Origin of the sequence: Pseudomonas sp. 57B-090624 (assembly GCF_003234055.1) — a bacterium.
Classification (GTDB): Bacteria; Pseudomonadota; Gammaproteobacteria; order Pseudomonadales; family Pseudomonadaceae; genus Metapseudomonas; species Metapseudomonas tohonis.
In genome coordinates this window covers 1-25618 of record NZ_QKRU01000040.1, presented here as the reverse complement: position 1 = coordinate 25618, position 25618 = coordinate 1, and the positions used below count along the sequence as shown (strand labels likewise).

General features: G+C 69.8%; 19 protein-coding genes. 7 read left to right on the top strand and 12 right to left on the bottom strand.

All coding sequences use genetic code 11. From position 1 onward, the window contains the following. Window positions 1-15: 15 nt before the first annotated feature. Complete coding sequence (locus tag DMX10_RS19060) at window positions 16-2340, top strand: TonB-dependent receptor (protein WP_111262520.1); 2325 nt, start codon at window positions 16-18, stop codon at window positions 2338-2340. 354 nt (window positions 2341-2694) lie between these two features. Here the strand turns inward: DMX10_RS19060 and DMX10_RS19055 are convergent, their stop codons facing one another. Beyond that, entirely contained in the window at window positions 2695-3048 is a 354-nt protein-coding gene (locus DMX10_RS19055; protein WP_111262519.1) for a gamma-glutamylcyclotransferase family protein, read from the bottom strand. Further along, window positions 3045-3707 (bottom strand): M24 family metallopeptidase, encoded by a 663-nt coding sequence (locus tag DMX10_RS19050; protein WP_111262518.1) that lies wholly within the window; start codon window positions 3705-3707, stop codon window positions 3045-3047. Before DMX10_RS19050 ends, DMX10_RS19055 begins: the two co-directional genes overlap by 4 nt. A 208-nt stretch (window positions 3708-3915) precedes the next feature. Between DMX10_RS19050 and DMX10_RS19045 the strand changes: the two genes are divergently transcribed. After that, window positions 3916-4833 carry a bestrophin family protein gene (locus tag DMX10_RS19045; protein ID WP_043242100.1) on the top strand — a complete coding sequence of 306 codons (918 nt, stop codon included), beginning with the start codon at window positions 3916-3918 and terminating at the stop codon, window positions 4831-4833. 25 nt (window positions 4834-4858) lie between these two features. Here DMX10_RS19045 and DMX10_RS19040 read toward each other — a convergent pair whose 3' ends face one another. Further along, window positions 4859-5197, bottom strand: a complete 339-nt coding sequence (locus DMX10_RS19040; protein WP_021220047.1) for a carboxymuconolactone decarboxylase family protein — start codon at window positions 5195-5197, stop codon at window positions 4859-4861. 113 nt (window positions 5198-5310) lie between these two features. On the opposite strand from DMX10_RS19040, the gene DMX10_RS19035 reads away from it, so the two are divergent. After that, window positions 5311-6222 carry an AraC family transcriptional regulator gene (locus DMX10_RS19035; RefSeq protein WP_111262517.1) on the top strand — a complete coding sequence of 304 codons (912 nt, stop codon included), beginning with the start codon at window positions 5311-5313 and terminating at the stop codon, window positions 6220-6222. A gap of 151 nt (window positions 6223-6373) precedes the next feature. Here DMX10_RS19035 and DMX10_RS33250 read toward each other — a convergent pair whose 3' ends face one another. From DMX10_RS33250 to DMX10_RS19005, 6 genes are all read right to left on the bottom strand, one after another. Next, window positions 6374-6913: an AraC family transcriptional regulator gene (locus DMX10_RS33250; protein ID WP_111262516.1), complete on the bottom strand. Its 540-nt coding sequence runs from the start codon at window positions 6911-6913 to the stop codon at window positions 6374-6376. A gap of 66 nt (window positions 6914-6979) precedes the next feature. Next, window positions 6980-12481 (bottom strand): AAA family ATPase, encoded by a 5502-nt coding sequence (locus DMX10_RS19025; protein WP_111262515.1) that lies wholly within the window; start codon window positions 12479-12481, stop codon window positions 6980-6982. Next, complete coding sequence (locus DMX10_RS19020) at window positions 12478-12843, bottom strand: response regulator (RefSeq protein ID WP_178082981.1); 366 nt, start codon at window positions 12841-12843, stop codon at window positions 12478-12480. The genes DMX10_RS19025 and DMX10_RS19020 overlap by 4 nt, the downstream gene beginning before the upstream one ends. A gap of 59 nt (window positions 12844-12902) precedes the next feature. Beyond that, window positions 12903-13895, bottom strand: coding sequence for a response regulator (locus DMX10_RS19015; protein ID WP_111262558.1), 993 nt, complete (start codon window positions 13893-13895; stop codon window positions 12903-12905). A 269-nt stretch (window positions 13896-14164) separates the two neighbouring features. Continuing rightward, window positions 14165-15457: an OprD family outer membrane porin gene (locus DMX10_RS19010; protein ID WP_111262514.1), complete on the bottom strand. Its 1293-nt coding sequence runs from the start codon at window positions 15455-15457 to the stop codon at window positions 14165-14167. Window positions 15458-15509: 52 nt separating this feature from the next. Next, a complete protein-coding gene (locus tag DMX10_RS19005; protein ID WP_111262513.1) occupies window positions 15510-16163 on the bottom strand; it encodes a hydrolase in 654 nt (217 codons plus the stop codon). A gap of 308 nt (window positions 16164-16471) precedes the next feature. Here DMX10_RS19005 and DMX10_RS19000 point away from each other — a divergent pair, with 308 nt between their 5' ends. Continuing rightward, window positions 16472-17290, top strand: a complete 819-nt coding sequence (locus DMX10_RS19000; protein WP_111262512.1) for an alpha/beta fold hydrolase — start codon at window positions 16472-16474, stop codon at window positions 17288-17290. A 43-nt stretch (window positions 17291-17333) separates the two neighbouring features. On the opposite strand, the gene DMX10_RS18995 is transcribed toward DMX10_RS19000, so the two are convergent. Further along, window positions 17334-18206: a LysR family transcriptional regulator gene (locus DMX10_RS18995; RefSeq protein WP_111262511.1), complete on the bottom strand. Its 873-nt coding sequence runs from the start codon at window positions 18204-18206 to the stop codon at window positions 17334-17336. 121 nt (window positions 18207-18327) lie between these two features. Between DMX10_RS18995 and DMX10_RS18990 the strand changes: the two genes are divergently transcribed. The 3 genes from DMX10_RS18990 to DMX10_RS18980 all read left to right on the top strand — a co-directional run bounded on the left by DMX10_RS18990 (window position 18328) and on the right by DMX10_RS18980 (window position 24352). After that, window positions 18328-19554: a YbfB/YjiJ family MFS transporter gene (locus DMX10_RS18990; RefSeq protein WP_111262510.1), complete on the top strand. Its 1227-nt coding sequence runs from the start codon at window positions 18328-18330 to the stop codon at window positions 19552-19554. 388 nt (window positions 19555-19942) lie between these two features. Next, window positions 19943-22207, top strand: coding sequence for a catalase/peroxidase HPI (gene katG / locus DMX10_RS18985; protein ID WP_111262509.1), 2265 nt, complete (start codon window positions 19943-19945; stop codon window positions 22205-22207). Window positions 22208-22384: 177 nt separating this feature from the next. After that, a complete protein-coding gene (locus DMX10_RS18980; protein ID WP_111262508.1) occupies window positions 22385-24352 on the top strand; it encodes an alkyl/aryl-sulfatase in 1968 nt (655 codons plus the stop codon). A gap of 642 nt (window positions 24353-24994) precedes the next feature. Here DMX10_RS18980 and DMX10_RS18975 read toward each other — a convergent pair. Together DMX10_RS18975 and DMX10_RS18970 are read right to left on the bottom strand one after the other, a co-directional pair. Beyond that, window positions 24995-25282 (bottom strand): DUF202 domain-containing protein, encoded by a 288-nt coding sequence (locus DMX10_RS18975; RefSeq protein ID WP_111262507.1) that lies wholly within the window; start codon window positions 25280-25282, stop codon window positions 24995-24997. Beyond that, on the bottom strand, window positions 25275-25618 hold a 344-nt coding region (locus DMX10_RS18970), incomplete at its 5' end, for a YidH family protein (protein WP_111262506.1). The genes DMX10_RS18970 and DMX10_RS18975, both read right to left, overlap by 8 nt.

Sequence of the window (25618 nt, the reverse complement as noted above, 5' to 3'; positions counted from 1 at the left end):
TGACCGGAGTCCATGATGACCACGCCCTTCAACCGGCCCCCCTGCGCGTCCGCACTGCGGATGCTGGCACCCACCCTGATCGCCCTGGCCTGCGCACCGGGCCAGGCCTCGGCGGCCGAGCGCACGCCCGGCGCCACGGCCGATGACACCACCCTGCAAGCGGTGACGGTCAATGCCCGCCGCCGCACCGAGGAGGCGCAGTCGGTGCCGACACCGATGACCGTGCTCTCGGCGCGCACCCTGGAGGAGCAGCGCCTGTACCGCGTGCAGGACCTGCAACAGGCGATGCCCAGCCTCAATGTCGCCTTCATGCATGCGCGGCAGTCGAGCCTGTCCATCCGTGGCCTGGGCAACAACCCGGCCAGCGACGGCCTGGAAGGCAGCGCCGGCATCTACCTGGACAACGTCTACCTGGGGCGCCCGGGGATGGCGGTGTTCGACCTGCTGGACATCGAACAGCTGGAATTGCTGCGCGGCCCGCAGGGCACGCTGTTCGGCAAGAACACCACCGCCGGCGTGCTCAACATCGGCACCCGCAAGCCGAGCTTCACCGCCGAGGGCGGGGTTTCCAGCTCCATCGGCGAAGACGGCTACGTGCAGAAACAGGGCAGTTTCTCCGGCCCCTTGAGCGAGACCCTGGCCGGGCGCCTGTCGGCCTACCGTACCCGCGAGAACGGTTACGTGGAGAACGAGCACGACGGCCACACCCTGGGCGGCGGCACCCGCCAGGGCTTCCGTGGGCAATTGCTGTTCGAGCCGAACGAGGCCTTCAACCTGCGCTGGATCGCCGACTACAACGAAGAGGATTCCAGCGCCGGGACGCGCTCGCTGTTCAGCACCGGGCCGACCATCAACGGCGTCAACCGCTACGAGCAGCGCGCCGCCGCCGTGGGCGCGAGCCTGGTGCGCGGGCGCCACGTCAACCTGGACGCGGACCAGAGCGTGAAGGTGTTCCAGGGCGGCACTTCGCTGGAGGCCAACTGGACCCTGCCCAACGACTTCACCCTGACCTCCATCAGCGCCTACCGCTGGTGGGACTTCACCCCGCGCAACGACGATGAGCTGAATGTGCGGGTGATGGACAACGTCGGCCAGTCTGCCCGCGACAAGCAGTATTCCCAGGAACTGCGCCTGGCGTCGCCCACCGGCGGCGCCTTCGACTACGTGCTCGGCGCCTATTACTTCCGCCAGGAAATGCGCAACGAGGTGTTCACGTACTACGGCCCCCTGGCCGACACCTGGAACGGCACGCCGGCCGGTGCGCTCAACGATGTCACCAGCATCGGCAAGGGCTGGATCGACACCGACAGCTTCGCGCTGTTCGCCCAGGGCACCTGGCACCTCACCGAGCGCCTCGATTTCACCGCCGGGGTGCGCGGCACCTACGAGGAGAAGCAGGCGCGGGTCGGGCGCAATGCCCCCGTGGGCGGCGCCGCCGTGAGCGGTGCGGCGGCCTCGGTGCGCAATGCGCGGGTCGGCGCCTACGACTCGGGCGACCTGGCGCAGTACAGCTTCAGCCCCTCGGCGCTGCTCAGCCTGGCCTACCGCTTCGACGACCGGGTGCTGGGCTATGCCTCGCTGTCCCATGGCGAGAAATCCGGCGGGGTGAACCTCAGCGTGGCCAGCGCCCCGGTGGCGGGGGCGGACTCCCTGCTGATCGGCACCGAGCGCGCCAACGATGCCGAGCTGGGCATCAAGAGCACGCTGCTGGACAACCGCCTGCAGCTCAACGCCAACCTGTTCTGGACGGTGGTCCACGGCTACCAGGCCAACGCCTACGACGACGCCAACCTCACCAGCTACCTCACCAACGCCGGCAGCGTGCGCAGCCGGGGCGTGGAGTTCGAGGCGACCCTGCGCCCCATGCGCGGGCTGACCCTGAACGCCAACGGCTCGTACAACGACGTGCGCTACCTCGCCTACGAGGACGCCCCCTGCCCGGCGGAAGTGGCCCTGCGCCCCGGCGCCCCGGCCTCGTGCGACCTCAGCGGGCACAACGTGGTCGGTGCCTCGAAGTGGATCTTCAACGGCAACGGCACCTACGAATGGCAGCTGGAGACGGTGCGCCCGTACCTCAACGCCAGCTACGCCTTCCGCTCCCACGCGGTGGGTACCATCGACGACTCACGCTACGCCCAACTGCCCAGCTACGCGCTGGTCAACCTCGCCACCGGCGTGCGCGGCGACCTGGGGGACGGCCAGTGGGACGTTTCGCTGTGGTTGAAGAACGCCTTCGACAAGACCTACTACACCACCCTGTGGAACTCGCCGAACGGCGCCTACACCGGCGTGCTCGGCACCCCGAGGACCCTGGGCATGACGGCGCGGTACGACTTCTGACCCGGGTAGGGGGATGCGGGGGGGCCGCGTTGCATCGGTCCACCTTGGGTGCCTCCCGGCGGCACCGATTGGTGGATGAAAAGAGCGCCATCCACCCTGCGGTGCCGCACTTGTAGGATGGGTAGAGCGCAGCGAAACCCATCATTTCGACGGCACAACGGTCATCTGGGCGTAGGGTGGACCACGCTTCACCGGTCCACCGTTCGTGCTCGCCGGCCACTCCGCTGGAGGATGAAAAGAGCGTCATCCACTCTACGCAAGGTCAAAATCCGTGCAGCGCGCAGCATGGGTTTCGCTCGGCTCTACCCATCCTACGGCTGCATTTGGGGCTGCATGCGTGGATGGGCGGGCGGCTCAGGCCTTCACATACACCCAGGCCGGGGTGCCGGACTTGAGCGTCACCCGTACACGCTTGTAGTCGTCGACCTCGTAATCATCGGCAGCCGCCAGTTCCCGGGCGGTGATGAGCAATACGGTGCCCGCCACCTCGCTGGCTGGGTCGTCGCTGGGCTGGACGATAGGGTGGTGGGTCTTGCCGCTGCTGCGCAGCACGTCCGGGTCGGTGATCTCCACCCAGTCCTGGCGATAGCCGGGCATGGCGTCGGCCTGGCCTTGCAGCTCGCGGCCGAAGTTGGCCAGCTGCACGGCCTTGTCCTGCAGGGTGCCGTAGGAGAACAGCAACTCGGTGGCGTCGGTGTGGTCGGTCATGCCAACAGGTCCTCATGAAACGCCCCGAAGGGCCGCTGCGGGTGGGCCAGCTGGATTTCCAGGATCCACAGGCCGACGTTGGGGCAAGCGGCGAAGTCGCCCAGGTCGCCCGCGCGGTAGATGGCGTGGGGGAAGTCGCTGACGCGGTGGCCCTTGATGTCCAGGTTGAGCATCCAGCCCATGGCCTCGGCCTGTTCGGCGGCGTAGCGGTACAGCTCCTGGCCGGCCACGTGTTCTTCGCGCCAGTAGCGCTCGACCTGGTCGAAGAGCGTCTTGCAGGCGGCGGCGCAGGCCAGCATCTCGGGGTCATTGCCGGTGGTGAAGGTGGCGCCGGCGTCGCCTTCATGGCCGTCCCACACCGCGCCCAGGTCGATGAAATAGATGTCGTGCTCGCCGAGTCGCAGGTCGCCGTCGGAGCGCTGCTTGAAGGTCTTCAGGGTGTTGGCGCCGAAGCGGATCAGCAGCGGGTGCCAGATGCGCTGCATGCCCAGCTCGGTGAGCACCTGCTTGCCGAGGGCGGTGGCCTCGGATTCCAGCATGCCGGGGCGAATCAGCGCCGAAAGCTGTTCGATGGCGCGCCAGGTCATGCTCTGCGCGTACTTCATGGCGTCCAGGCTGTAGAGCTCGCCCACGGCTTCCTTCGCTGCTGATGCAGTCATTCTTGCCCTCCAAGGCTGTATCGGCACGGTACCGAAGCGCAGTATTGAATTTTATACAGCGATGCCGATCAATGCTCAGTTGCGAACGGCCGGAGCGGTACACTTTGCGTTGCCCGCACCTCGGGTGCTGCTGTGCGTCGCAGGCCAAACGGGGTCGCCAGGCTCTATAGTTGCGCCCATCCCCGCCGTACCTGCCGAGCCCTATCCGATGATCACGCGCCCCCAGAATCCTTCGATCCCGGTCCTGCTGTTCTCCCTCAAGGGGTCGATCATCCCGGCCATCTGGCGCAAGGTGCTGTTCACCGTGCTGATCAGCTCGGTGGTGGTGGCCACCCACGGCACGCTCTATCACTACAAGGTGATCCTCACCGCCACGCCCTTCACCCTCTGGGGGCTGACCCTGGCGATCTTCCTCGGCTTCAGGAATACCGTGGCCTACCAGCGCTTCTGGGAGGCGCGCACGCTGTGGGGCGAGCTGCTGATCGTCACCCGCAACCTGACCCGCCAGCTGCTGAGCCTGACCCCGGCCATGGCGCCAACCGAGCGCCGCCGGCTGGTGGATGCGCTGGCCGCCTTCAGCCATGCGTTGCGCGACCACCTGCGTGGCGGTGGCGATGGTGCCGACGTGCAGCGCCTGCTGGACGAGCCCACCCGCGCGCAACTGGCCGGCAAGGGCAACGTGCCCAGCGCGCTGCTGGGCCTGATCGGCCAGCGGGTGATGGCGGCGAGCCGCGAAGCGGGGGCGGGGGAGATGGTCCAGGCCACCCTCGACGAGCAACTGACCCGGTTGTCCTACGTGCTGGGCGGCTGCGAGCGCATCAAGAACACGCCCATCCCCTATCCCTACATCCTCATGCTGCACCGCATCGTTCACGTGTACTGCTTCCTGCTGCCGTTCTGCCTGGTGGACGCCATCGGCTGGTTCACGCCCTTCGCGGTCTGCGTGCTGGCGTACACCTTCTTCGGCCTGGACGCCCTGGGCGACCAGATCTCCGACCCCTTCGACACCCAGCCCAACGACCTGCCGCTGAATGCCATGTGCCGCAACATCGAGATCACGGTGCTGGAGTTACTGGACGAGCCGGCGCCCGAGCCGGAGCAGCCGATCAAGGGCGTGCTGCTCTGACTCCGGCGTCTTTCAGCTACCGGCCTCAGGCCGTCTGCTCGAAGGCCTCCAGGGCACGCAGCGAGTAGATGTAGGCGGCGCCGGCGTTGAGCGAGATGGCGGTGGCCAGGGCCTGGGCCAGTTCGGCCTCGGTGGCGCCGGCTTTGCGCGCGGCCTCGGCATGCACGCCGATGCAGCCGTCGCAGCGGGTGGTGATGGCCACGGCCATGGCGATCAGTTCGCGGGTCTTGGCGTCGAGCGCGTCGCCATCGCTGGCGGCGGCACCCAGGGCCTGGTAGGCGGCGAGCATCTTGGGATGGGACTTGCCGAGCTTGCCGAAGGCTTTTTTAACGGCGGGAACGTAGTCGGACCAGTTGAACAGCATGATGGCTTCTCCTAGCTTTGCACGGGGCCGGTAATCGGCCGGTGAGGAGAGTTTCCCGCTGGCGCGCTCCCGGCGTTTTGCATTCCTGCCCATCCCTTTGCCGAAACGTCCCAATGCATGCATTCGACCACCTGATCGACCTGGCCAACCTGCGTGGCGTGCTGGACCTGCGCTGCCAGCTGCACGGCAACTGGGCCCTGGACCACCCACGCCTGCCGGCGGGCCAGGCCAGCTACCACATCCTGCTGCGCGGCGAGTGCCGCCTGGAACTCGCCGGCCAGCCGCCCCGACGCCTGCGCGCGGGGGAGATCCTGCTGCTGCCGCGTAGCGACTCCCACCTGTTGCAGGCAGACCAGACGGGACGCGTGCGCACCCCGCCGTCCCCGTACCAAGAGCCCGGGCGCATCCCGCTGCTGCGCATCGGCCAGGGCGGGGAGGGCTTCGAGATGCTCTGCGGGCGCATCCACTACAGCCCGGGTGCGACCCTGCTGGAGGCCTTGCCCGATGTGCTGGTGGTGCAGGCCGGCGGCGCCCCGGAGGGGCGCCTGGCTGCGGTGGTGGAGCTGATGCGGCTGGAGGCCGAGGGCGAGGAGGTGGCCAACCAGGTGATGGTCGACGGGCTCTCGGTGATCCTCTTCACCCTGGTGATGCGCGCCTACCTGCAAGCGCGCCAGGACCTGCCGGGCATCTTCGCCCTGCTGCGCGACCGGCGCCTGGGCAAGGCGGCGCTGGCGCTGCTGGCGGACCTCTCGCGGGAGTGGCCGGTGGAGGCCCTGGCGGCCGAGGCGAACATGTCCCGCTCCAGCTTCATGCGCAGCTTCACCCAGCTCGCCGGCACCTCGCCCGGCGCCCTGGTCACGCGCCTGCGCCTGGAGCGTGCGCAACAGCTGCTGCTGGGCACGGCGATGAGCATCGGCGCCATCGCGCTGGACGTCGGCTACCCCAGCCAGGCGTCCTTCAGCCGCGTGTTCCGCCAGCACCTGGGCGAGTCGCCGGCGGGGTACAGGCAGCGCGGTCGCGGGTAATGGGCCAGGGATTGGCGGGGGCTCCTCCGTAGGAGCGGCTTCAGCCGCCAAAGGCCGCTCGCCGGTCTTCGGCTGTGGCTGCAACTTCGCTTCGTTTCACGACGACTGCGATCGGGTCTACCCCTCCGGGTATTACCCCTTGGGGTAGGGCTCAGGCACTGGCGGCCTGGATATCGGGCATGTGGAAGCGCCGCCACTTGTTCGGGGTGGTGCCTTCGAGCTTGTTGAACACGCGGCAGAAGTGCGACTGGTCGGAGAAGCCGCATTCCTGGCTGATCCGCGAGATGGGCATGCCCGGGTTCAGCAGCAGCTCCTTGGCGCGGCGGATGCGGTAGTGCAGTGACCACTCCTGGGGCGACAGCCCGGTGGCCTTCTTGAACGCGCGGGAGAAGTGGCTGCGCGACAGCGCGCACTGCTCGGCCACCTCGGCGATGAACAGCCGCGAGGACAGGCTGCCGGCCATGATCTCCTTGGCCTTGCGCTCCTGCCAGGGCGCCAGGGCGACCCGTTCGCAGCGGGCCGGCAGGGGCGCGCGGTAGCGCTGCAGCAGGTGTTCGCAGAGTTGCAGGCTGGCCTGTTGCAGGGATGGCCCGCTCGCCGGTTCGGGGGCCTGGAGGCTGTCCTTGAGCGACAGCAGCAGTTCGTAGGTGCGGTGGTCGAGGGTGGCGACCGGGGCGGCAAGGTCGGTCATGGCGGCTCTCCTGTGCAAGGTGGCACCAGCCTGCCGCTTCGCTGCCGTCGCGTCCTTTGGGGAGCCTTAAACGTCCTGAATGCGCCCTTCAGCCTCGCCGAGCGCGGGCAGGGTGAAGAAGAACAGGCTTTCCCCATGGCGCCCCTGGGTGGCGCGCAGGGTGCCGCCGTGGGCGGCGACGATGGAGGAGCAGATCGCCAGGCCCATGCCCATGCCGCTCGCCTTGGTGCTGTAGAAGGCCTGGAACACCCGTGCCTGGTCTTCGGCGGCGATGCCGGGGCCGGTGTCTTCCACCGTCACCAGGATCTCCCCACCCACCCGTTGCGAGCCGATGGTCAGCCGCCGCGCGCCCGGTGGCAGGGACTGCATGGCTTCCACCGCATTGGTGATGAGGTTGTGCATGACCTGCTGCAGCTGCACCGCATCCCCCCGGGCGCGGGCGTCGTGGGCCAGCGCCAGGGTCACGCTGACGTGCTTGTCGTGGATGTCGGCCTGGGTGATGGCGAGCACGGAGCGGATCACCTCGTCCACCTGCACGGGCGCGTGGTCGGGAGGTGCCTGGCGGGCGAGGGCGCGCACGGCGGTGACGATGCCCGCCGCGCGCTGGCCTTCGGCGAGGATGTCGCGGATGCCTTCCAGGGCGTCGTCGATCTGCGGGTGGGCCCGCTCGAGCCAGCGGATGCTGGCACCGGCATTGGAGAGGATCGAGGCCAGCGGCTGGTTGATTTCGTGGGCGATGGAGGCAGCCAGCTCCCCGAGCACGGTGGCCTGGGCGGTGCGCTCCAGCTCGCTGCGGGCGGTGCGCAGGTCGGTCTCGGTGCGGCGCCGCTCGGTGATGTCGGAGATGACGCCGATGAAGGTCTCGGCGCCGTCGTCGGGTTCGCCGGCCAGTTCCAGGTAGCGTGGGCCGCCGTCCAGCTCGAGGGTGCGGAACTCCAGGCGGAAGGCCTCGTGCTGCTCGACGGCGTGGGCGAGGGTGGTGTGGAAGCGCAGGCGGTCGTCGGGGTGTACCAGCAGGGCCGGGTCGTGCAGCGGATCGCCGCCACCGGGCAGCGGCAGCCCCAGTTCCGCCACCAGGCGCCGTGTCCAGGGCGAGGGCTCCTCGGCGGGGCGCCAGACGAAGGTGCTGTAGCGGCTTACCGCCTGGCCGATGGCCATCAGCGCCTGGGTGCGGCGCAGGGTGTCCTCGCCGAGGCGTCGCCTGCGGTTTTCCGCCAGCAGGTCGGTGTACAGGCGCGCGTTGCTCAGGGAGATGGCCGCCTGGGCCGCCAGCAGCTCCAGCACGTCCACCCGTGCCGGCTCGAAGGCCCCGGGCGTCAGGGTGTTCTCCAGGTAGAGCACGCCGATGGTCTCGTTCTGCTTGAGCAGCGGCACGCAGGCCACCGAGGCGCATTCCAGGCGCAGCAGGTAGGGGTCGTCCTCGAAGCGGCGTAGCGCCTCGGTGCCGTCGAGCACCAGCGATTCACGGTGGCGCATCACGTGGGCGACCAGGCTCAGGGGCGCGGCGTCGGTGGCGGTGGGGTTGGCCCGCAGGCGGATGTCGATGCCGCTGGCGTCGGCCAGGCCGCTGGCCTCGACCCGCAGCGCCCCGGCATCGGCCAGCAGCAACGCGGCATAGGTGGCACCCGCATGCATGGCGGTGTTGGCCAGCAGGGTCTTGATCAGCGCGTCCGGCTCGATCTCCCGCGACAGGGCCTGGCAGGCGCGGGTGATGGCGACCATGTCCAGCTGCTGCGCGCCCGGCAGCACGGCGCCCGGGGGCGGCACGGCGGGTTGCTCGCGGAGGAAGGCGTGCTGCGCCTCCAGCTGGTCGGCGAGCTTCTTCGCCCCCCAGCGGCGCCAGGCGTCGCGCGCCAGGCGCAGGTGGGTCTGGGCGCCGAACGCCAGGCCGAGGGCGGCGAGGTGGCGCGCCTCCAGCTCGTGGGCCAGGCCGCGGATATGGATGGCACCGCACTGGGTGGCCTTGGCGATGGCGTCCTCGTAGTGCTGCAAGGCCGCCATGTCGTGCCCGCCGATGCGCAGCACCTCGGCTTCGGCCAGGGCCAGGCGGTCGGCGAAATAGCGCGGGTTGGTGCCGGCCCACAGGCGCAGCCGCCCGAGCGGCTGCTCGAAGTCCTGGGCTATGCCGCTGCTGCTCTGCAGTGCGGCGCGGTTGAGCACGGTGAACAGTGCGAGGTCGATCTGGTGGATGTGCACCGGCGCTGCCCAGGTCAGCGCCCAGGCCCGGTCCAGGTGGCCGGCGGCCCGCTCGAAGGCGCCTTCGAGGAAGTGGAACAGGCCTTCGAACAGCTGCCACCAGAAATGCAGCGGCCCCATGCTGCTCTGCGCGACGCGTTCGGCGATGGCCTCCGGGGCGGGAATGGGGATGGGCGTGCCGACCTCGCCGGCCAGGCGGCGGATGTACAGGGCCTGGGTGTAGAGGATGGTCTGCGCGTCGACGAACTCCAGGTTGCGTGCCAGCTCCAGGCCGGAGTCGATCTGCCGCAGCATGCGCTCGATGGGGGCGCCCAGCACCAGCAGGTCGGACACCACATGGGTGTTGGCGTAGCAGGCGAAGCTCGGGGTGCCCTGGGCCAGGCTCTGGCGGTAGGCGGTCTCGGCGCATTCCAGGGCGAAGGGCAGGGGCCGGGTCCAGGCGCTGACCTGGTCCAGCGCCACCAGGGTGGAGATGCGCGCGGAGGCGTAGCCCTCCTGGTCGGCCAGGCGCCGCGCCAGGGCGGTGAGCTCGAAGCCCTCGCGGCAGGCGTCATGGCGCTGGGCGATGCTCACGCCGAGCCAGGCCAGGGCGTGCACCGCGGCGGCGCTCATGCCGTGCTGCAGGCTGAGTTCGAGAAGGCGGCAGGTGCTCAGCAGCATCAGGTTGGGGTGGATGAACGAGCCGGGGATGACGATGCTGGCGAGCAGCTCCAGGGTCGCCAGCAACTGCGGTTCGCGCACCCTGGGCAGGCGTTCGAGGATCGCTGGCGATTGCGCCGAGAGCGCCCGCTCCACGGCTCGCCAGGCCTGCTCGGTCTCCTCGCCGCCGGGGTCCCGGGGCAGCGCGAAACCCAGGGAGGCGAGGCCGTCGATGGCGGTGTGCACCGCCCCGGCGTAGTCGCCGCGCAGGCAGCTGATCTCGCACTTGAGCCTGTGCAGCTCGCAGCGCTCGGTGTGGCCGTCGGCCTTGGCCAGCAGCACGCCGATGCAGGCTTCCGCCGCCGTGTAGTCGGCGCTGAGGATCAGGCACTGGGCGTAGAGCAGCTCCACGGCGCGGCCCAGCGATTCGTGGTGCGGCACCTGCATCCGCAGCAGTTCTGCCGCGTGGTGCAGGTAGGCCAGCGCGGTGGAAGCGGCGGCGGAGGCCTTGGCCAGCCGCGCGGCGTGCATCAGCAGTTCGATGAAGTCCAGGCGGCGGGAGGCGTCCAGGGTCTCGCCGCCGATGGCCAGCACCTGGGTGGCGACGCGGAACACGGCCTCGGGCAGGGCGGCGGCGGGCAGGGCGTCGAGCAGCGCCTGGGCGAACGCCAGGTGCATCGCCTGGCGGGTGGCCTCGGGCAGTTGCGCCCGGGCCGACTCCCACACCGCGTCGTGGGTGAAGGCGAGGCCGTCCTGGTATTCGCCCACCAGCCCCGCCTTGAACGCCGGGCGCAGCAGGTTGAACAGCTGCGGCACGTCGGTGCCGCTGACCAGCGCCAGCGCCTCCGGGGGCGTGTGGTTGCCGAGCAGCGCCAGGCGGCCGAGGGCGCGACGGGTGCGCTCGGGCAGGCGCTCCAGGCGCGAGCGCATCATCGCGGCGACATCGTCGAACAGCGCCGGCGGCGCTTCGGGCCGTTCGCTGCTTTCACGCAGCACGGCGATGGCCTGCGACACGTACAGCGGGTTGCCGTTGCCGCGCTGGCTGAGGCGCCCGGCCAGCAGCGAGCGCTCGGCGGGGTGCAGGTCCAGTTCGCTGGACAGCAGGGTGGCGATTTCGCTGGCCGCCAGCGGGTGCAGGCGCAGCTCCAGGGTGCGCGCGCCCAGGGCGCGGCAACGCTCGATGAACGCCGGCAGGCGGGAGGCTTCGCCGAGCGGCTCGTCGCGGTAGGCAGCGATCAGCAGCAGGTGGTCGAAAAGCGTGGGGCCGAGCTCTTCGAGGAAGGACAGGCTCTCCGGGTCGATCCACTGCACGTCGTCGAGGAACAGGATCAGCGGGTGCTCGGCCCGGGCGATGAGCCCCAGCAGGCGCTGCAGGGTGCCGTGCAGGTGGCGCCGCGCCTCGCTCACCGGTGGCGCGCCGGCGCTGCCGAGGGGGCCGGTCAGCCATTCCAGCTCCGGCACCACGCGGGCGGCCAGGTCACCGTGCTCGCCCACGGCATCGCGCAGGCGCCGGCCCCAGCGCTTCACGTCTTCCGGCGACTCGCCCACCAGCCGCGCGAACAGCGAGGACAGCGCCGAGGCGAGCACTGCGTAGGGCAGGTTGTGCCGGGCCTGCTCGCACTTGCCGTTGGCGAACAGCAGGGTGTCGGCCGGCAGGTTGCGCCACAGGTGGCGCACCAGGGTGGTCTTGCCGATGCCGGGCTCGCCCTCGATCAGCAGGGCGCCGCCGCACCCTCGCTGCAGGCGGCGCACGGCCGCGTGCAGGGTCTGCAGTTCGGCTTCACGGCCCACCAGCGGTGCGCTCGGCCGGCGGCCGGGGGAGCTGTCGCGCTGGGCGTCGGAGCGGCCGATGCTGCCCAGCTCGCGCCATTCGTTGAGGAAGCGGCGCAACTCGGCTTCCAGCGCCAGGGCCGACTCGGGGCGCTTCTCCGGCTGCTTGTGCAGCAGCCAGGCGACCAGCTCTTCCAGCGCGGCGGGCAGCCCCGGACGCCAGCGGGCGATGGCGGGGGCGGGCACGGCCACGTGCATGTGCAGCCACTGCACCGGGTCGCTGGCGTTGAAGGGCAGGTGGCCGGTGAGCAGCCGGTAGAAGGTCACGCCCAGGGCGTACAGGTCGCCGCGCTGGGAGCCGGGAGCGCCGGGGCGGCCGGCCCGCTCCGGGGCGAGGTAGGCGAGGCTGCTGTCGGTGCTGTGCAGGGGGGCGTCCGGGCAGCCTTCGCCCAGCACGGCGAAGGCGAAGCCGGTGAGGCGGATTTCGCCGTCGCTGCCGAGGAAGAGGTTCTCCGGGCGGATGTCGCGGTGCACGAGCCCGCGACGGTGCGCCTGGGCCAGGGCGCTGGCGGCGGCGACCGCCACGCGCAGGAAACGCTCCACCGAGAGCGCCCCCATGATCAGGCCGGACAGTGGGCGGCCATCCTGGTCGTCGAGCAGCAGCGCGGGGCCGCGCGGCGTCGTCAGCAGGGCCAGCGGCGGTACGGCCCAGGCGGCGTCCAGACAGGGCGCCATGGCGTATTCGCGGTCCAGCCGGGCCTGCTCCCTGGCGCAGGCGCGAGGGCCGGCGCCGACCAGCAGCCAGCGCCGCTGCGAGGTGGCGTCATGCAGGCGCCAACGGGTCAGGCCATCGTGCTCGTCGATACGCTCCCAGCGCGCCCGGGCCACCCGCTCTTCGTCGAAGGCGAGCAGGTCGTCGGCGTCCCCCTGGCGGACGATGGCGGCGCGCGGCGGTGGCGTCATGGCCGCCCCAGCAGCGCTTCGCCGATGGCCGCCAGCAGCACCTCGGCGGTGAAGGGCTTGGCGATGAAACCCACTGCGCCCTGTTGCCGCGCGAGGCCGATGGCCTGCTCGCTGGCGCGGGCCGACATGCAGATCACCGGCACCCTGCTGCCCCGGGCGTTGAGGCTGCGCTGCACGTCCTGGCCCTGCAGGCCGGGCATGCACAGGTCGAGCAGCACGCAGTCGGCCTGCTCCTTCCAGGGGGAGGCGAGGAAGCTCTCGCCGGACTGGAAGCAGACCGGGCTGTAGCCCTCGGATTTGAGGAGGTTGGCGACGCCCTTGCGGACTGAAGGGTCGTCGTCGATCACACACACGACGCGCATGCTGGGCCTTGGACGGTGGGAGGAAGGGGGCGCCACCGACAGCATGTCCGCGAGCCCTTTCAAGCCTGCGGATCGCTGCGTTGATGCGGCTCGGGAAGCCTGCCGAGCATCTTACCCACCAGCAGCAGGTCCACCAGCGTGCGTGTGCCCAGTTTTGTCATGATGTGCTTTTTGTGCACCTTGACCGTCACTTCCTGAAGCCCCAGTCGCGCCGCGATTTCCTTGTTCATGCAGCCTTCCAGGAGCAGCAGGAACACCTCCTGCTCGCGCGGCGTCAGCCCCGCGTAGCGCTCGCGCGCAGCGGCCAGGCGACGGCTTTCGGCGTGCCGCGCGGCCGCCTGGCGCATCGCCTCGTGCACGTTGCCGAGCAACTGCCGCTCATCGAAGGGCTTGGTCAGGAAGCCCTCGGCGCCGGCCTTGATCGCCCGCACCGACATGTCGATGGTGCCGAAGCCGGTCATGAAGACGATGGGCAGCGGTGCCTCGCGGCGGATCAGCTCGGCCTGCAGGTCGAAGCCGCTGCCCTGGCTCAGGCGCACGTCCAGCAGCAGGCAGCCCGGCAGGGTGAAGTCGCAGTGGCCGAGGAAGGCCTCCGCCGACTCGTGGCCGATGGCGCTGATGCCCGCCGACCGCAGCTGGCGCACCAGGGCCGCGCGTACGGCGGGCTCGTCGTCCACCACATGGACATGGACCTTCGGCAGCTCCTCGCCGGGGGGGTAGGCGTCGGCGGCGTTGGCTTCGGTGCCCACCGACACGCGGGTGATCTGCGCCAGGTTCAGGCGGTAGCCGCGCCCAGGGATGGTCTCCAGCATCTGGCGGTCCAGCCCCAGGGCCTTGCGCAGGGTGGAAACGTGCACCTGCAGGTTGTTCTCCTCGACCACGGTGTCCGGCCAGATGCTGCGGATCAGCTCGTCCTTGGTCACCAGCCGGTTGGGCGCCGCCAGCAGCGCCTCGAGGACATCGAATGCGCGGCTGCCGAGGCGGACCGGGGCGTCCTCGTGGAAGGCTTCGCGCCGCTCCAGCGACACCCATGCGTTGCCTAGACGGATCATGCTCATGCCTGTGCGTGGGGTTCGTGTGACCGGCCGGCCCGGCTCGGGCGGCCACGGGGCAGTCAATCACAGGTGGCGGGGCGGCTCCTTGTACAGGAGTGCTGAGTGCTTCCCCGCAGGAGCGAATTGATTGGCGATGGCCCGCCACCGGCCACGTCGGACCGACCCGGGATGCAGGGTGGGCCACGCGCCATCGGTCCACCATCCGGGGTCATGCCGGGCCCCGCGGGTGGAAGGGAAGGCGCCCTTCATCCTGTACAGCGGGCGTGTCAGAGGCTGCCGCCCAGCGGGTATTCGACGATCAGGTAGAGGCGGTCGATGTCGGCGCCGGCCTGGGCGTCGTTGGCGCGGTGGGTGACGTGGGCGAGGCTGAGGGCGAGATCGCGGGCGGGGCCGGATTGCAGGGTGTAGCGCAGGTCGAGATCACGCTCCCAGTGGCGGCCGCCGCTGCCCTGCTGGGGCTGGAAGCGGCCGCTGGCATCGTCGAACGGGGCGTAGGCGCCGCCTTGCGGGGCGTGGCTGCCGTCGATGCCGCTGCCGCGCACGTAGCGGGCCGAGAGGGTGAGGCCGGGCCAGCCTGCGGCGCTGGCGTCCCATTGATAGCGCGCCTGCCAGGAGCGTTCGCCGGGGCCGTTGAAGTCGGCGTACTTGATGGAGTTGGCCAGGTAGATGGAGTCGCCGCCGACGAAGTCGAAGGGTGTGTCGCCCTGGATCTTCTGGTAGGCCAGGCTCAGCGCGTGGCTGCCCAGGGCGAGGCGGCCCAGCAGGCTGTAGGCGAGGGTGTCGATGCGCCCGGCCCGCCGCTCGCCGGTGTCGCGGGTGCGGTAGAGGTTGGCGTCCAGGGCGAGGTCGCCGAGGCGGCCGTTGAGGTTGGCGTAGGCCTGGCGCCAGGTGTCATCCAGTTGCGAGGCGTAGAGCGCGCCGCCGAGGGGGGAGCCGGCCGGTGCCCACCGGGCGCCGGCGAGGCTGATGCCGCCGTGGCGGGTACTGGCGCCGTAGCCGTCGAAGTCATCGTGGCCGGAGCTGGCGGCCTGGTTCCTGAACGCGGTGAAGCGCCCGGCCTGTAGGCGCAGCGCCTCCAGGGCCTGGCTGTCGAGGAACCAGCCGGTGGCGTATTCGGGTTGCAGGCGCTTGTCGGCGGTGTCGAGCACCGGGGTTTCCACGGTCATCTCGCCGACCCGCAGCAGGGTGTCGGCGAAGGACAGCCTGAGCGCGCCGCCGGCGCTGGCGTACTCGCGCTCGCTGGCGCCGTCGCTGTCCAGGGGCAGCAGGCCGGTGCCCGCGTGGCCGCGCCCGCCGTCGAGCTTGAGGCCGAGGAAGGCGTGCAGGTCGACGCCGAGGCCGAGGGTGCCCGGTGTGAGGGCCGACTCCAGGTTGGCGATGAAGCCCTGGGCCCATTCGCGGCGGTAGGCCTGCCCGGAAGGCGAGGTGGAGCGGAATTCGTTGTCCAGCAGGTAGTTGCGCGCCAGCAGCGACCAGTCGGCGAGCGGCGTGGTGTCGGCGTGCACGGGGCTGCCGGCCAGCAGCAGGAGGCCGGCGAGGGTTCGGGGGGCGTAGGTCACCTGGCGTCCTCTGTGGCGGAGGTGGGGGCGGCAGCGCCGCCCCCCGGGTGCATCAGTGGCCTTCGGAGGCGTTGAACATGGTCTTGGCGTAGATCAGGCCTAGGCCGTAGGCGCCGCCGTGTTCGATGGAGGTCTTCACGGTCTGGTCGTAGGTTTCGCCACGGGCCCAGTCGCGTTGCAGTTCGAGCAGGTACTGCAGCGAGGTCATGGGGCGGGCGCCGAGCTGGATCATGCGTTGCAGGGCCATCTCGTGGGCTTCGTCGGAGACGTCGCCGCAGGCGTCGGCGATGACGTAGACCTCGAAGCCCTGATCCAGCGCGGAGAGGGCCGGGCCGACGATGCAGACGGAGGTCCAGAGGCCGGCGAGGACGATCTTGTTCTTGCCCAGGCGGTTCACTTCCGCGGCGATGCGCGGGTCTTCCCAGGTGTTCATGGTGGTGCGGTCGATCACCTCGTGCTCGGGGAACACCGACTTGATCTCGTCGAAGATCGGCCCCGAGAAGCTCTTCTCGGCGACGGTGGTGAGGATGGTGGCGACGCCGAATTCCCGGGCGGCCTTGGACACCAGGGCGGCGTTGTTGCGCAGGGTCACCGCGTCGATGGATTGGGTGGCGAAGGACATCTGCGACTGGTGGTCGATGAGGATCAGGGTGTGGTCCAGCGGGTTGAGCAGGGTCTTGCCCGGAACGGCGGAAGCGGTGGCCATGGAGGTCTCCTCGTGGATGGCGATACGACGATGATCGCCGGCGGACACCGGCGAAGCTCGAACCACTATGGCAAAGCCGCCGGTGCCGATATTGCACCGGTGTGCTGAGCTGTTGTGCGCGCCGCAATGCGCGTTGCAGAGCCGTTGGCGCCTGCCCGGCAGGCAACTTCTCAGGGGCGTTGCCAGTGCAGCACATGCGTGCAATCCCGCTGTCCGATGGCGGTGGATAGTGGTGGTCTCGACGGCTGCCAATGACCTGTCGACACCCATCGATGACGATTCCAACCCACGCTCAACTGGAGGTTTGCATGACGACGTTCGTGACCCGTGACGGCACCGAGATCTATTACAAGGACTGGGGCAGCGGCAAGCCCGTGCTGTTCAGCCATGGCTGGCCGCTGGATGCCGACATGTGGGAATACCAGATGCAGTACCTGAGCAGCCGCGGCTACCGCACCATCGCCTTCGACCGCCGTGGCTTCGGTCGTTCCAGCCAGCCGTGGAGCGGCTACGACTACGACACCTTCGCCGACGACATCGCCCAGCTGATCGAGCACCTGGACCTGCACGAGGTGACCCTGGTGGGCTTCTCCATGGGCGGTGGCGACGTCAGCCGCTACATCGGCCGCCACGGCACCGGGCGGGTCGCCAGGCTGGCGCTGCTGGGCGCGGTGACGCCGATCTTCGGCAAGACCGCCGACCATCCGCTGGGTGTGGAGCAGGCCGTGTTCGATGGCATCAAGGACGGCCTGCTGAAGGACCGCGCGCAGTTCATCGCCGACTTCGCCGCGCCCTTCTACGGCATCAACCATGGCCAGCAGGTTTCCCAGGGCGTGCTCACCCAGACCCTGAACATCGCCCTGCTGGCCTCGCTCAAGGGCACCCTCGATTGCGTGACCGCCTTCGCCGGCACCGACTTCCGCGGCGACCTGGCCAAGGTCGACGTGCCGACCCTGGTGATCCACGGCGACGACGACCAGATCGTGCCGCTGGAGGCCACCGGCAAGCTGGCGGCGGAATCGATCCCCGGTGCGCTGCTCAAGGTCTACGCAGGCGCCCCCCATGGCTTCGCCGTGACCCACGCGCAGCAGCTGAACGAGGACCTGCTGGCGTTCCTCGCGCAGTGACCGCGCGTCCGGCCGCCCGCAGGGGTGGCCGGCCCACTGGGCTTCAGTCCGTCGCCGTGGCGAAGGCCTCGGCGATGGCGTCGATCACCACCCGCACCCGCGCGGTATGGCGCACGTCCTTGTGCGTCACCAGCCAGACGTCGTAGGGGCGGATCTCGCGTTCCTCCCACACCCGCACCAGTCCATCGCGCGCGCCGAGCGGCAGGGGTATCTCGCCCAGCCCCAGGCCACTGGCGACGGCATGGCGCACCATCAGGCCCGAGGTGCAGGTGATGGCGATGCGGCCGTTGCCGATGGGCTCGGACGCCAGGGTCACGTCCTTGCCGCTGTCCAGGTAGGGCTGGTAGAGCACCAGGTCGTGGTCGGCGAAGGACGCCCCCGGTTCGGGGGTGCCATGTGCCTGCAGGTAACCCGCCGTGGCGAACAGGCCCGCGCTCCAGCGCGCCACCCGGCGTACCACCAGGTCGGGGTTGTCCGGCTTCTGGTTGCGCACGGCGATGTCCGCTTCGCGCTTGGTCAGGTTGAGCATCTGCGTCGAGGCCTGCAGCTGCACTTCGATGTTCGGGTGCTCCAGGCGCATGCGTGCCATGGCCGGGATGATGAAGTCGGTGGCGAAGGACTCGGTGGTGGTGACCCGCACCACGCCGGCCAGGCGGTCGTCCATGCCGAGGATGCGCCGCTGCAGGTCGGCGGCGGAGGCTTCCATGTCCAGGGCGGCGGCCATCGCCACCTCGCCGGCGGCGGTCAGGGCGTAGCCTGCCGAGGTGCGCAGGAACAGCGTGGCGCCCAGGGACTGTTCCAGCGAGGCGAGCCGGCGGCCGACGGTGGCCTGGTCGACGACCAGCGCGCGGGCGGCGCCGCGCAACGTCTGTTCGCGGCACAGGGCGAGGAAGATGCGGGCGTCGTCCCAGTTCATCCGGGGCTCCTGCTTGATGCAAAAATGCATGGCTGTGGTTGGAAAACGCTGCATTATTTCATCTTTCCACCGGCTTATCCTCCTCTCATCGCGACGCCGTCACGTCACCCGAGAGGTCATCATGGATTCCGCCCCGTCACTCGCATCCTCCCGCCGCTCGCCCTGGTTGCCCATCTGGGCGGGCATGTGCGCCAGCCTGGTGGGTATCGGGCTCGCCCGGTTCGCCTATACACCGCTGGTGCCCGCGCTGATCGAGGCGCACTGGTTTTCCGCCTCGGCGGTGTTCTACCTCGGCGCGGCGAACCTCGCGGGCTACCTGGTCGGTGCCCTGGCCGGTCGGCCGCTGGCCCGGCGCTTCTCCAGCCCCGCCGTGCTACGCGCGATGATGCTGCTGGTGACCCTGTCGTTCTTCGCCTGCGCGGTGCCCTTGTCCCTGGGCTGGTTCTTCGCCTGGCGGCTGTTCTCCGGCATTTCCGGTGGCGTGATCATGGTGCTGGCCGCCAGTACCATCCTGCCGCGGGTGCCGCCGCAGCGCCGGGGCCTGGCGGGGGGCGCGATCTTTCTCGGCCTGGGCCTGGGCATCGCCGGCTCCGGGACCCTGGTGCCGCTGCTGCTGTCTTCCGGCCTGCGCCAGGCCTGGGTCGGGCTCGGCGCGGTGGCGGCGTTGCTGACGCTGTCCAGCTGGTGGGCCTGGCCTCGCGAGGGGGCGCACCTGGCCGACGTGGCGCCGTCGCCCGCACCCGGTGGCGCAGGCGGCGTCCACCTGCTGTTCGCGCAGTACGCGCTGATGGCGGTCGGCCTGGTGGCGCCGATGATGTTCCTGGTGGACTACGTGAGCCGCAGCCTGGGGGCCGGCCACCACGCCGGGGCGCTGCTGTGGACGCTGTACGGCCTGGGGGCGACGCTCGGACCTGTGGTGTACGGCTTCCTCGCCGACCACCTGGGCGCGCGCAGGGCCATCCGCCTGGTGCTGGCGGTGCAGGCCGTCGCCCTCGGCGTGCTGCTGGAGTCCGGCGACCTGCGCGTGCTGGCTGCGGCGGCGCTGCTGATCGGCTCCTTCCCGCCGGGCATCGTGCCGCTGGCCCTGGCGCGGGTGCACCAGCTGGTGGCCGACCACCCTCGGCAGACCGCCACCTGGAGCCGCGCGACGGTGTCCTTCGCCACCTTCCAGGCGCTGGCCGGCTATGGCTACTCGATGTTGTTCTCGGCGAGCGGCGGCAGGTATCAGGCGCTGTTCGCCGTCGCCCTGGGCGCCATCGTCCTGGCGCTGCTCCTGGATCTGTCGCTGGCACTGAAGGCGCGCGTGGGGTTGCGGTTCGCGCAACGGGCGGGGAGCGGGGCGGCCTGAGGGACCCGTGGCGAAAAAAGCACAACGGCACAATTTCCCGGCGCCGCGACGGCCCACCATCTGCACGCCGGTGGCCGCTCGTCGGCACCCGGCCCAAGGCCCTACTTCACGGGGCGCAACGGCTGAAAGAGCCAGACTATCGACCTTCAATGCTGCCTCTATTAGACCTCCTCCAATGGAGGTCTAGTCTTGCTCTAGCGTTGGGCTCGGTCCCGCGCCAGACCTGATGAAGGGATAACAACAGAGCCCTGCTGCCCGCTGTTGGAATATCGCTGCACCGTGCATCCGTGGAACCGTGCGATCCGTCGACCGCCACTCCGCAGACGGCGGCCGGCGCGACCGTTCCGACCCCGGGCAGAGGGGCACACGCGACCCGAGGTGGATCCAGATGTCGACCGAATCGAAATGCCCGTTCAACCATGCCGCTGGCGGCGGCACCAGCAACCGTGACTGGTGGCCGAAGCAACTGAACCTGAAGATCCTCCACCAGCATTCCTCCCTGTCCGATCCGATGGACCCGGACTTCGACTACGCCAAGGCCTTCAAGAGCCTCGACTTCCAGGCGGTGAAGCGCGACCTGCACGCGCTGATGACCGATTCCCAGGACTGGTGGCCCGCCGACTTCGGCCACTACGGTCCGCTCTTCGTGCGCATGGCCTGGCACAGCGCCGGCACCTACCGCACCGGCGACGGCCGTGGCGGCGCGGGCACCGGCCAGCAACGCTTCGCCCCGCTCAACAGCTGGCCGGACAACGTCAGCCTGGACAAGGCGCGCCGGCTGATCTGGCCGATCAAGCAGAAGTACGGGCGCAACCTGTCCTGGGCCGACCTGATCGTGCTCACCGGCAACGTCGCCCTGGAGTCCATGGGCTTCAAGACCTTCGGCTTCTCCGGCGGCCGCCCCGATGTGTGGGAGCCGGACGAGGACGTCTACTGGGGCACCGAGACCGTCTGGCTGGGCGGTGACGAGCGCTATGGCAACACCAGGGCGGTGCAGGAGCCGGGCGACGGCACCCTGGTGGCCGAGCCCGGCAAGCACGGCCAGGAAGAGAGCCGCACCGGCCAGGGCCAGCGCAACCTGGAGAACCCCCTGGCCGCCGTGCAGATGGGCCTGATCTACGTGAACCCGGAAGGCCCCGAAGGCAACCCGGACCCGGTGGCCTCCGCGCGGGACATCCGCGAGACCTTCGGCCGCATGGCCATGAACGACGAGGAGACCGTGGCGCTGATCGCTGGTGGCCACGCCTTCGGCAAGACCCACGGCGCCGGCCCGGCCGACAACGTCGGGCCCGAGCCCGAAGCGGCCGGCCTGGAGGAACAGGGCCTGGGCTGGAGGAACGCCTTCGGCAGCGGCAAGGGCGGCGACACCATCACCAGCGGCCTGGAGGTGACCTGGACCTCGACGCCCACGCGCTGGAGCAACGAATACCTGGAGAACCTCTTCGGCTACGAGTGGGAGCTGACCAAGAGCCCGGCCGGCGCGCACCAGTGGCGGCCCAAGGGTGGCGCCGGCGACGGCAAGATCCCCGACGCCCACGACCCGGCCAAGCGCCGTGCGCCCTCGATGCTCACCTCCGACCTGGCGTTGCGCTTCGACCCGGCCTACGAGCAGATCTCGCGGCGCTTCCTGGCCAACCCGGACCAGCTCGCCGACGCCTTCGCCCGCGCCTGGTACAAGCTGATCCACCGCGACATGGGCCCGATGGCCCGCTACCTGGGCCCGGAGCTGCCCGCCGAGGAACTGCTGTGGCAGGACCCGATCCCGGCCGTCGACCACCCGCTGGTGGACGACGCCGACGTCGCCGCGCTCAAGGCCAAGGTGCTGGGCTCGGGGCTCTCGGTGTCGCAACTGGTGTCCACCGCCTGGGCCGCGGCCTCGTGCTTCCGTGGTTCGGACAAGCGTGGCGGCGCCAACGGCGGGCGCCTGCGCCTGGAGCCCCAGCGTTCGTGGGAAGCCAACCAGCCGGAGCAGCTGAAGAACGTACTGGCCGTGCTCGAGAGCATCCAGGCGCAGTTCAACGCGGCCCAGGCCGGTGGCAAGAAGATCTCCCTGGCCGACCTGATCGTCCTGGCCGGTGGCGCCGGCGTCGAGCTGGCGGCGAAGAACGCCGGGCACAGCATCACCGTGCCGTTCTCGCCGGGGCGCATGGACGCCTCCCAGGAGCAGACCGACGTCGAGTCCTTCGGCTTCCTCGAGCCCATCGCCGACGGCTTCCGCAACTACCTCAAGGGGCACTACAGCGTCTCCGCCGAGGAGCTGCTGGTGGACAAGGCGCAGCTGCTGACCCTCACCGCGCCGGAGATGACCGTGCTGGTCGGCGGCCTGCGCGTGCTCGGTGCCAACGTCGGACAGAGCAGGCACGGCGTGTTCACCCAGCGCCCGGAAACCCTGACCAACGACTTCTTCACCCACCTGCTGGACATGGGCGTGGAGTGGAAGCCGGCCTCGGCGAACAGCTACGAGGGGCGCGACCGCAAGACCGGCGAGCTGAAGTGGACCGGCACCCGCGTCGACCTGGTGTTCGGCTCCCACGCCCAGCTGCGTGCCATCGCCGAGGTGTATGCCAGCGCCGATGCCGGGGACAAGTTCGTCAAGGACTTCGTCGCCGCCTGGACCAAGGTGATGAACCTCGACCGCTTCGACCTGCGCTGAACACCGCCAGGGCCTGACCACGACGCCTCCTTCGGGAGGCGTCGTGCATTGCGGGGCATCGCAGTGCGGCATGGGGGGCATGCGCCTCTGGTATTGGTCGGCGCGCGCCGTGCTCCCTACAGTCGGGCGGCGTCCGTTGCGGTCGCTCATTCCAACAAGACCAGAAAGAGCCCCTTCATGCCCATTTCCCGTCTCAGCGCCATCGCCCTGGCGCTCCTGTCCTGCGGCACCGTGCACGCCGACTCCGCCGCTCCCGGCAAGCCCGCCACGGCCATCACCGCCGAGCTGAACCAGTCCTGGCTGCAGCGCCTGCCGTTCTCCGACACCGCCGATTTCGACGACGCCCGGCGCGGCCTGCTGGAGCCCTTCGATGGCGTCATCGCCAACGCCGAGGGCAAGGCGGTGTGGAACCGCCGCGCCTACAACTTCCTCGATGGCAATGATGCGCCGGCCAGCGTCAACCCGAGCCTGTGGCGCATCGCCCAGTTGAACAACATCGCCGGGCTGTTCGAGGTGCGCGAGCGCATCTACCAGGTGCGCGGCATGGACCTGTCGAACATGACCCTCATCGAGGGCGACAGCGGGCTGATTCTCATCGACCCGCTGATCAGCGCTGAGACCGCCCGCGCCGGCCTGGAGCTGTATTACAGGCACCGTCCGCGCAAGCCGGTGGTGGCGGTGATCTACAGCCACCCCCACGTCGACCATTTCGGTGGCGTGCGCGGGGTGATAGACGAGGCCGACGTGAAGGCCGGCAAGGTGCGGGTGATCGCCCCGGACGGCTTCTTCGAGCACGCGGTCAGCGAGAACGTGCTGGCCGGCCCGGCGATGATGCGCCGCGCCCAGTACATGTACGGCGCGCTGCTGCCGCGCGGCGAACGGGGCCAGGTGGACGCGGGCCTGGGCAAGGGCACGCCGAGCAACGCCACGGTGACCCTGATCGCCCCCAGCGAGGTGATCAGCCAGGCGGTGGAGACCCGCATCGTCGACGGCGTGGAGATCGAGTTCCAGCTCACTCCCGGTACCGAGGCTCCGGCGGAGATGAACCTGTACTTCCCGCAGTTCAAGACCCTGTGCATGGCGGAGAACGCCACCCACACCCAGCACAACGTGCTGACCCTGCGCGGCGCCCTGGTGCGCGATGCCAAGGTCTGGGCGCATTACCTGGACGACGCGCTGGTGCGCTATGGCGACAAGGCCGAGGTGCTGTTCGCCCAGCACCACTGGCCGACCTGGGGCGGCGCGCGGATCCGCGAGTACCTGGCCGACCAGCGCGACATGTACGCCTTTCTCGATAGCCAGACGCTGCGCCTGATCAACCAGGGGCTGACGCCCACCGAGATCGCCGCGAAGCTGACGACCCTGCCGCCGCGCCTGGCCGGCAAGTGGTACAGCCGCGACTACTACGGCTCCCTCAGCCACAACGTGCGCGCCGTGTACCAGCGCTACATGGGCTTCTACGACGGCAACCCGGCCAACCTCGACCCGCTGCCGCCGGAAGAGGCGGGCAAGCGCTACGTCGAGGCCATGGGCGGCGCCGGCGCGGTGCTGGCCGGGGCACGCAAGGCGGTCGAAGGCGGCGACTACCGCTGGGCGGCCCAGCTGCTCAACCACCTGGTCTTCGCCGAACCGGACAACCCGGCGGCGCGCGAGCTGCAGGCCGACACCCTGGAGCAGCTCGGCTACCAGAGCGAGAACGCCACCTGGCGCAACGTCTACCTCAGCGGCGCCCTGGAACTGCGCCAGGGGGTGGCCCGTGCCAAGGCGCGCAACAGCGCGCCGGACATGGTCCGGGCGCTGACCCCGAGTATGTTCTTCGACTACCTGGCGGTGCGCATCGACGCGATGAAGGCGGCCGACGAGGACCTGCTGATCAACTGGCGCTTCAGCGACCTGGGCGAGGACTACGCCCTGACCCTGCGCAACGGCGTGCTCACCCACCGCAACGGCGCGCGCCATGCCGAGCCGGACGTCAGCCTGAGCATGACCAAGGCGCTGCTCGACCGCATCGCCCTCAAGGAGACGGGCTTCCTCAAGGAGTCGATGATCGGCGGCATCGAGATCGAGCAGGGGCGGATCAAGCTGCTGCGGCTGCTCGGCGGGCTGGACGAGCCCAACCCGCAGTTCAACCTCGTCACCCCCTGAACCCCGCGTCATGCCCGCCGGGGCCGGTGGGCAGGGTGCTTGCGCATTGGGGAAGCCCGCAGGAGTGAGTTCTTTGGTGTTGTCTGCGTTAGCTGTTGTGGATTCAATGCAAAGGTTCAAGAGCGGCGCCTTCAGGGCCATTCTGGATTCCTGGCACGCCCACCGCATGGGTTTCGCTTCGCTCTACACCATCCTACGAAAGCCGCCAGACGCCCCTTCAGGAGGCCGAGCGTAATCATCGTTTCATGGGTTGAACGACATGGATGTCGCGAGAGCCGCGATGGGCCAGGGATGGCCCTTCGCGGCGTGCCCCTGAAACGATGATGGAGCGAGGGAACCCGACGCAGTCGGCCGTATGCAGGGGCAAGCCTCTTTGGTTCCTTTCCTGGCGACTGAAGAAAGAAACTCGCCCGGCAAGGCGAAACAGAAGCCATCAGCAAAGCTCGGCAATCAACTGAACTCGAAATCATCCAGCAACACTTAACGCAGATGGGCGTTCCAGGCATCCAGAATGGCCTTCAAAGCGCCGTTCTCAAGACCGCCGCACGCTGCTTCCGGCGAACTCCAGGTGCACGCTCTGCGGTCCGGTTACTGCCCATCGCATCCGCCTGCGTAGCCCGGGCTTCAGCCCGGGGATGCGGGTCAGCCCGTCATCGCGGCCTTCACCATCGCCAGCAGCGTCATCGCCACCATCGCCAGGCCGGTGCCGAGCACGGCGGCGGTGCGGGGGCGGCCGCGTTCGTCGCGGAGCATGGCGAGGCCGTGGCGGTAGCGTGGGCGCTGGCCGAGCCAGAGGGCGACGGCGCTGCCGAGGGCGAGCAGGGCCAGCGTCGGTTCGGCACCGCGCAGGGCCAGGCAGGCGATCACCAGCAGCGAGAGCTGGGTGCGGCGCCAGGCCAGTTCGGTGCGTTCGGCCTGGGTCTCACCCATGCCAGCGCGGCCAGAACAGCCCGGCCAGGACCAGCGCCGCCACGCAGCAGCCGAGTGCCAGCGCCGGCACCAGGGCCGGCAGGGGCAGGGCGCGGCGATGGCGCAGGGCGCGCTCCACCGCCAGCCAGCGCAGGCAGGCGCCGAGGCTGATGAGCAGGCTCAGCGACAGCAGGCCGAGGGTGATGACCAGCCGCAGGCGGGGTTCGAAGGCGTGCCCGGCGAAAGTCTCGACGGCGATGCCGCCGCCCAGCAGGGCGAGGGCGGTGCGTATCCAGGCGAGGAAGGTACGTTCGTTGGCCAGGGTGAAGCGGGGGTCGGGCTCGTCGCGCGCCCTGC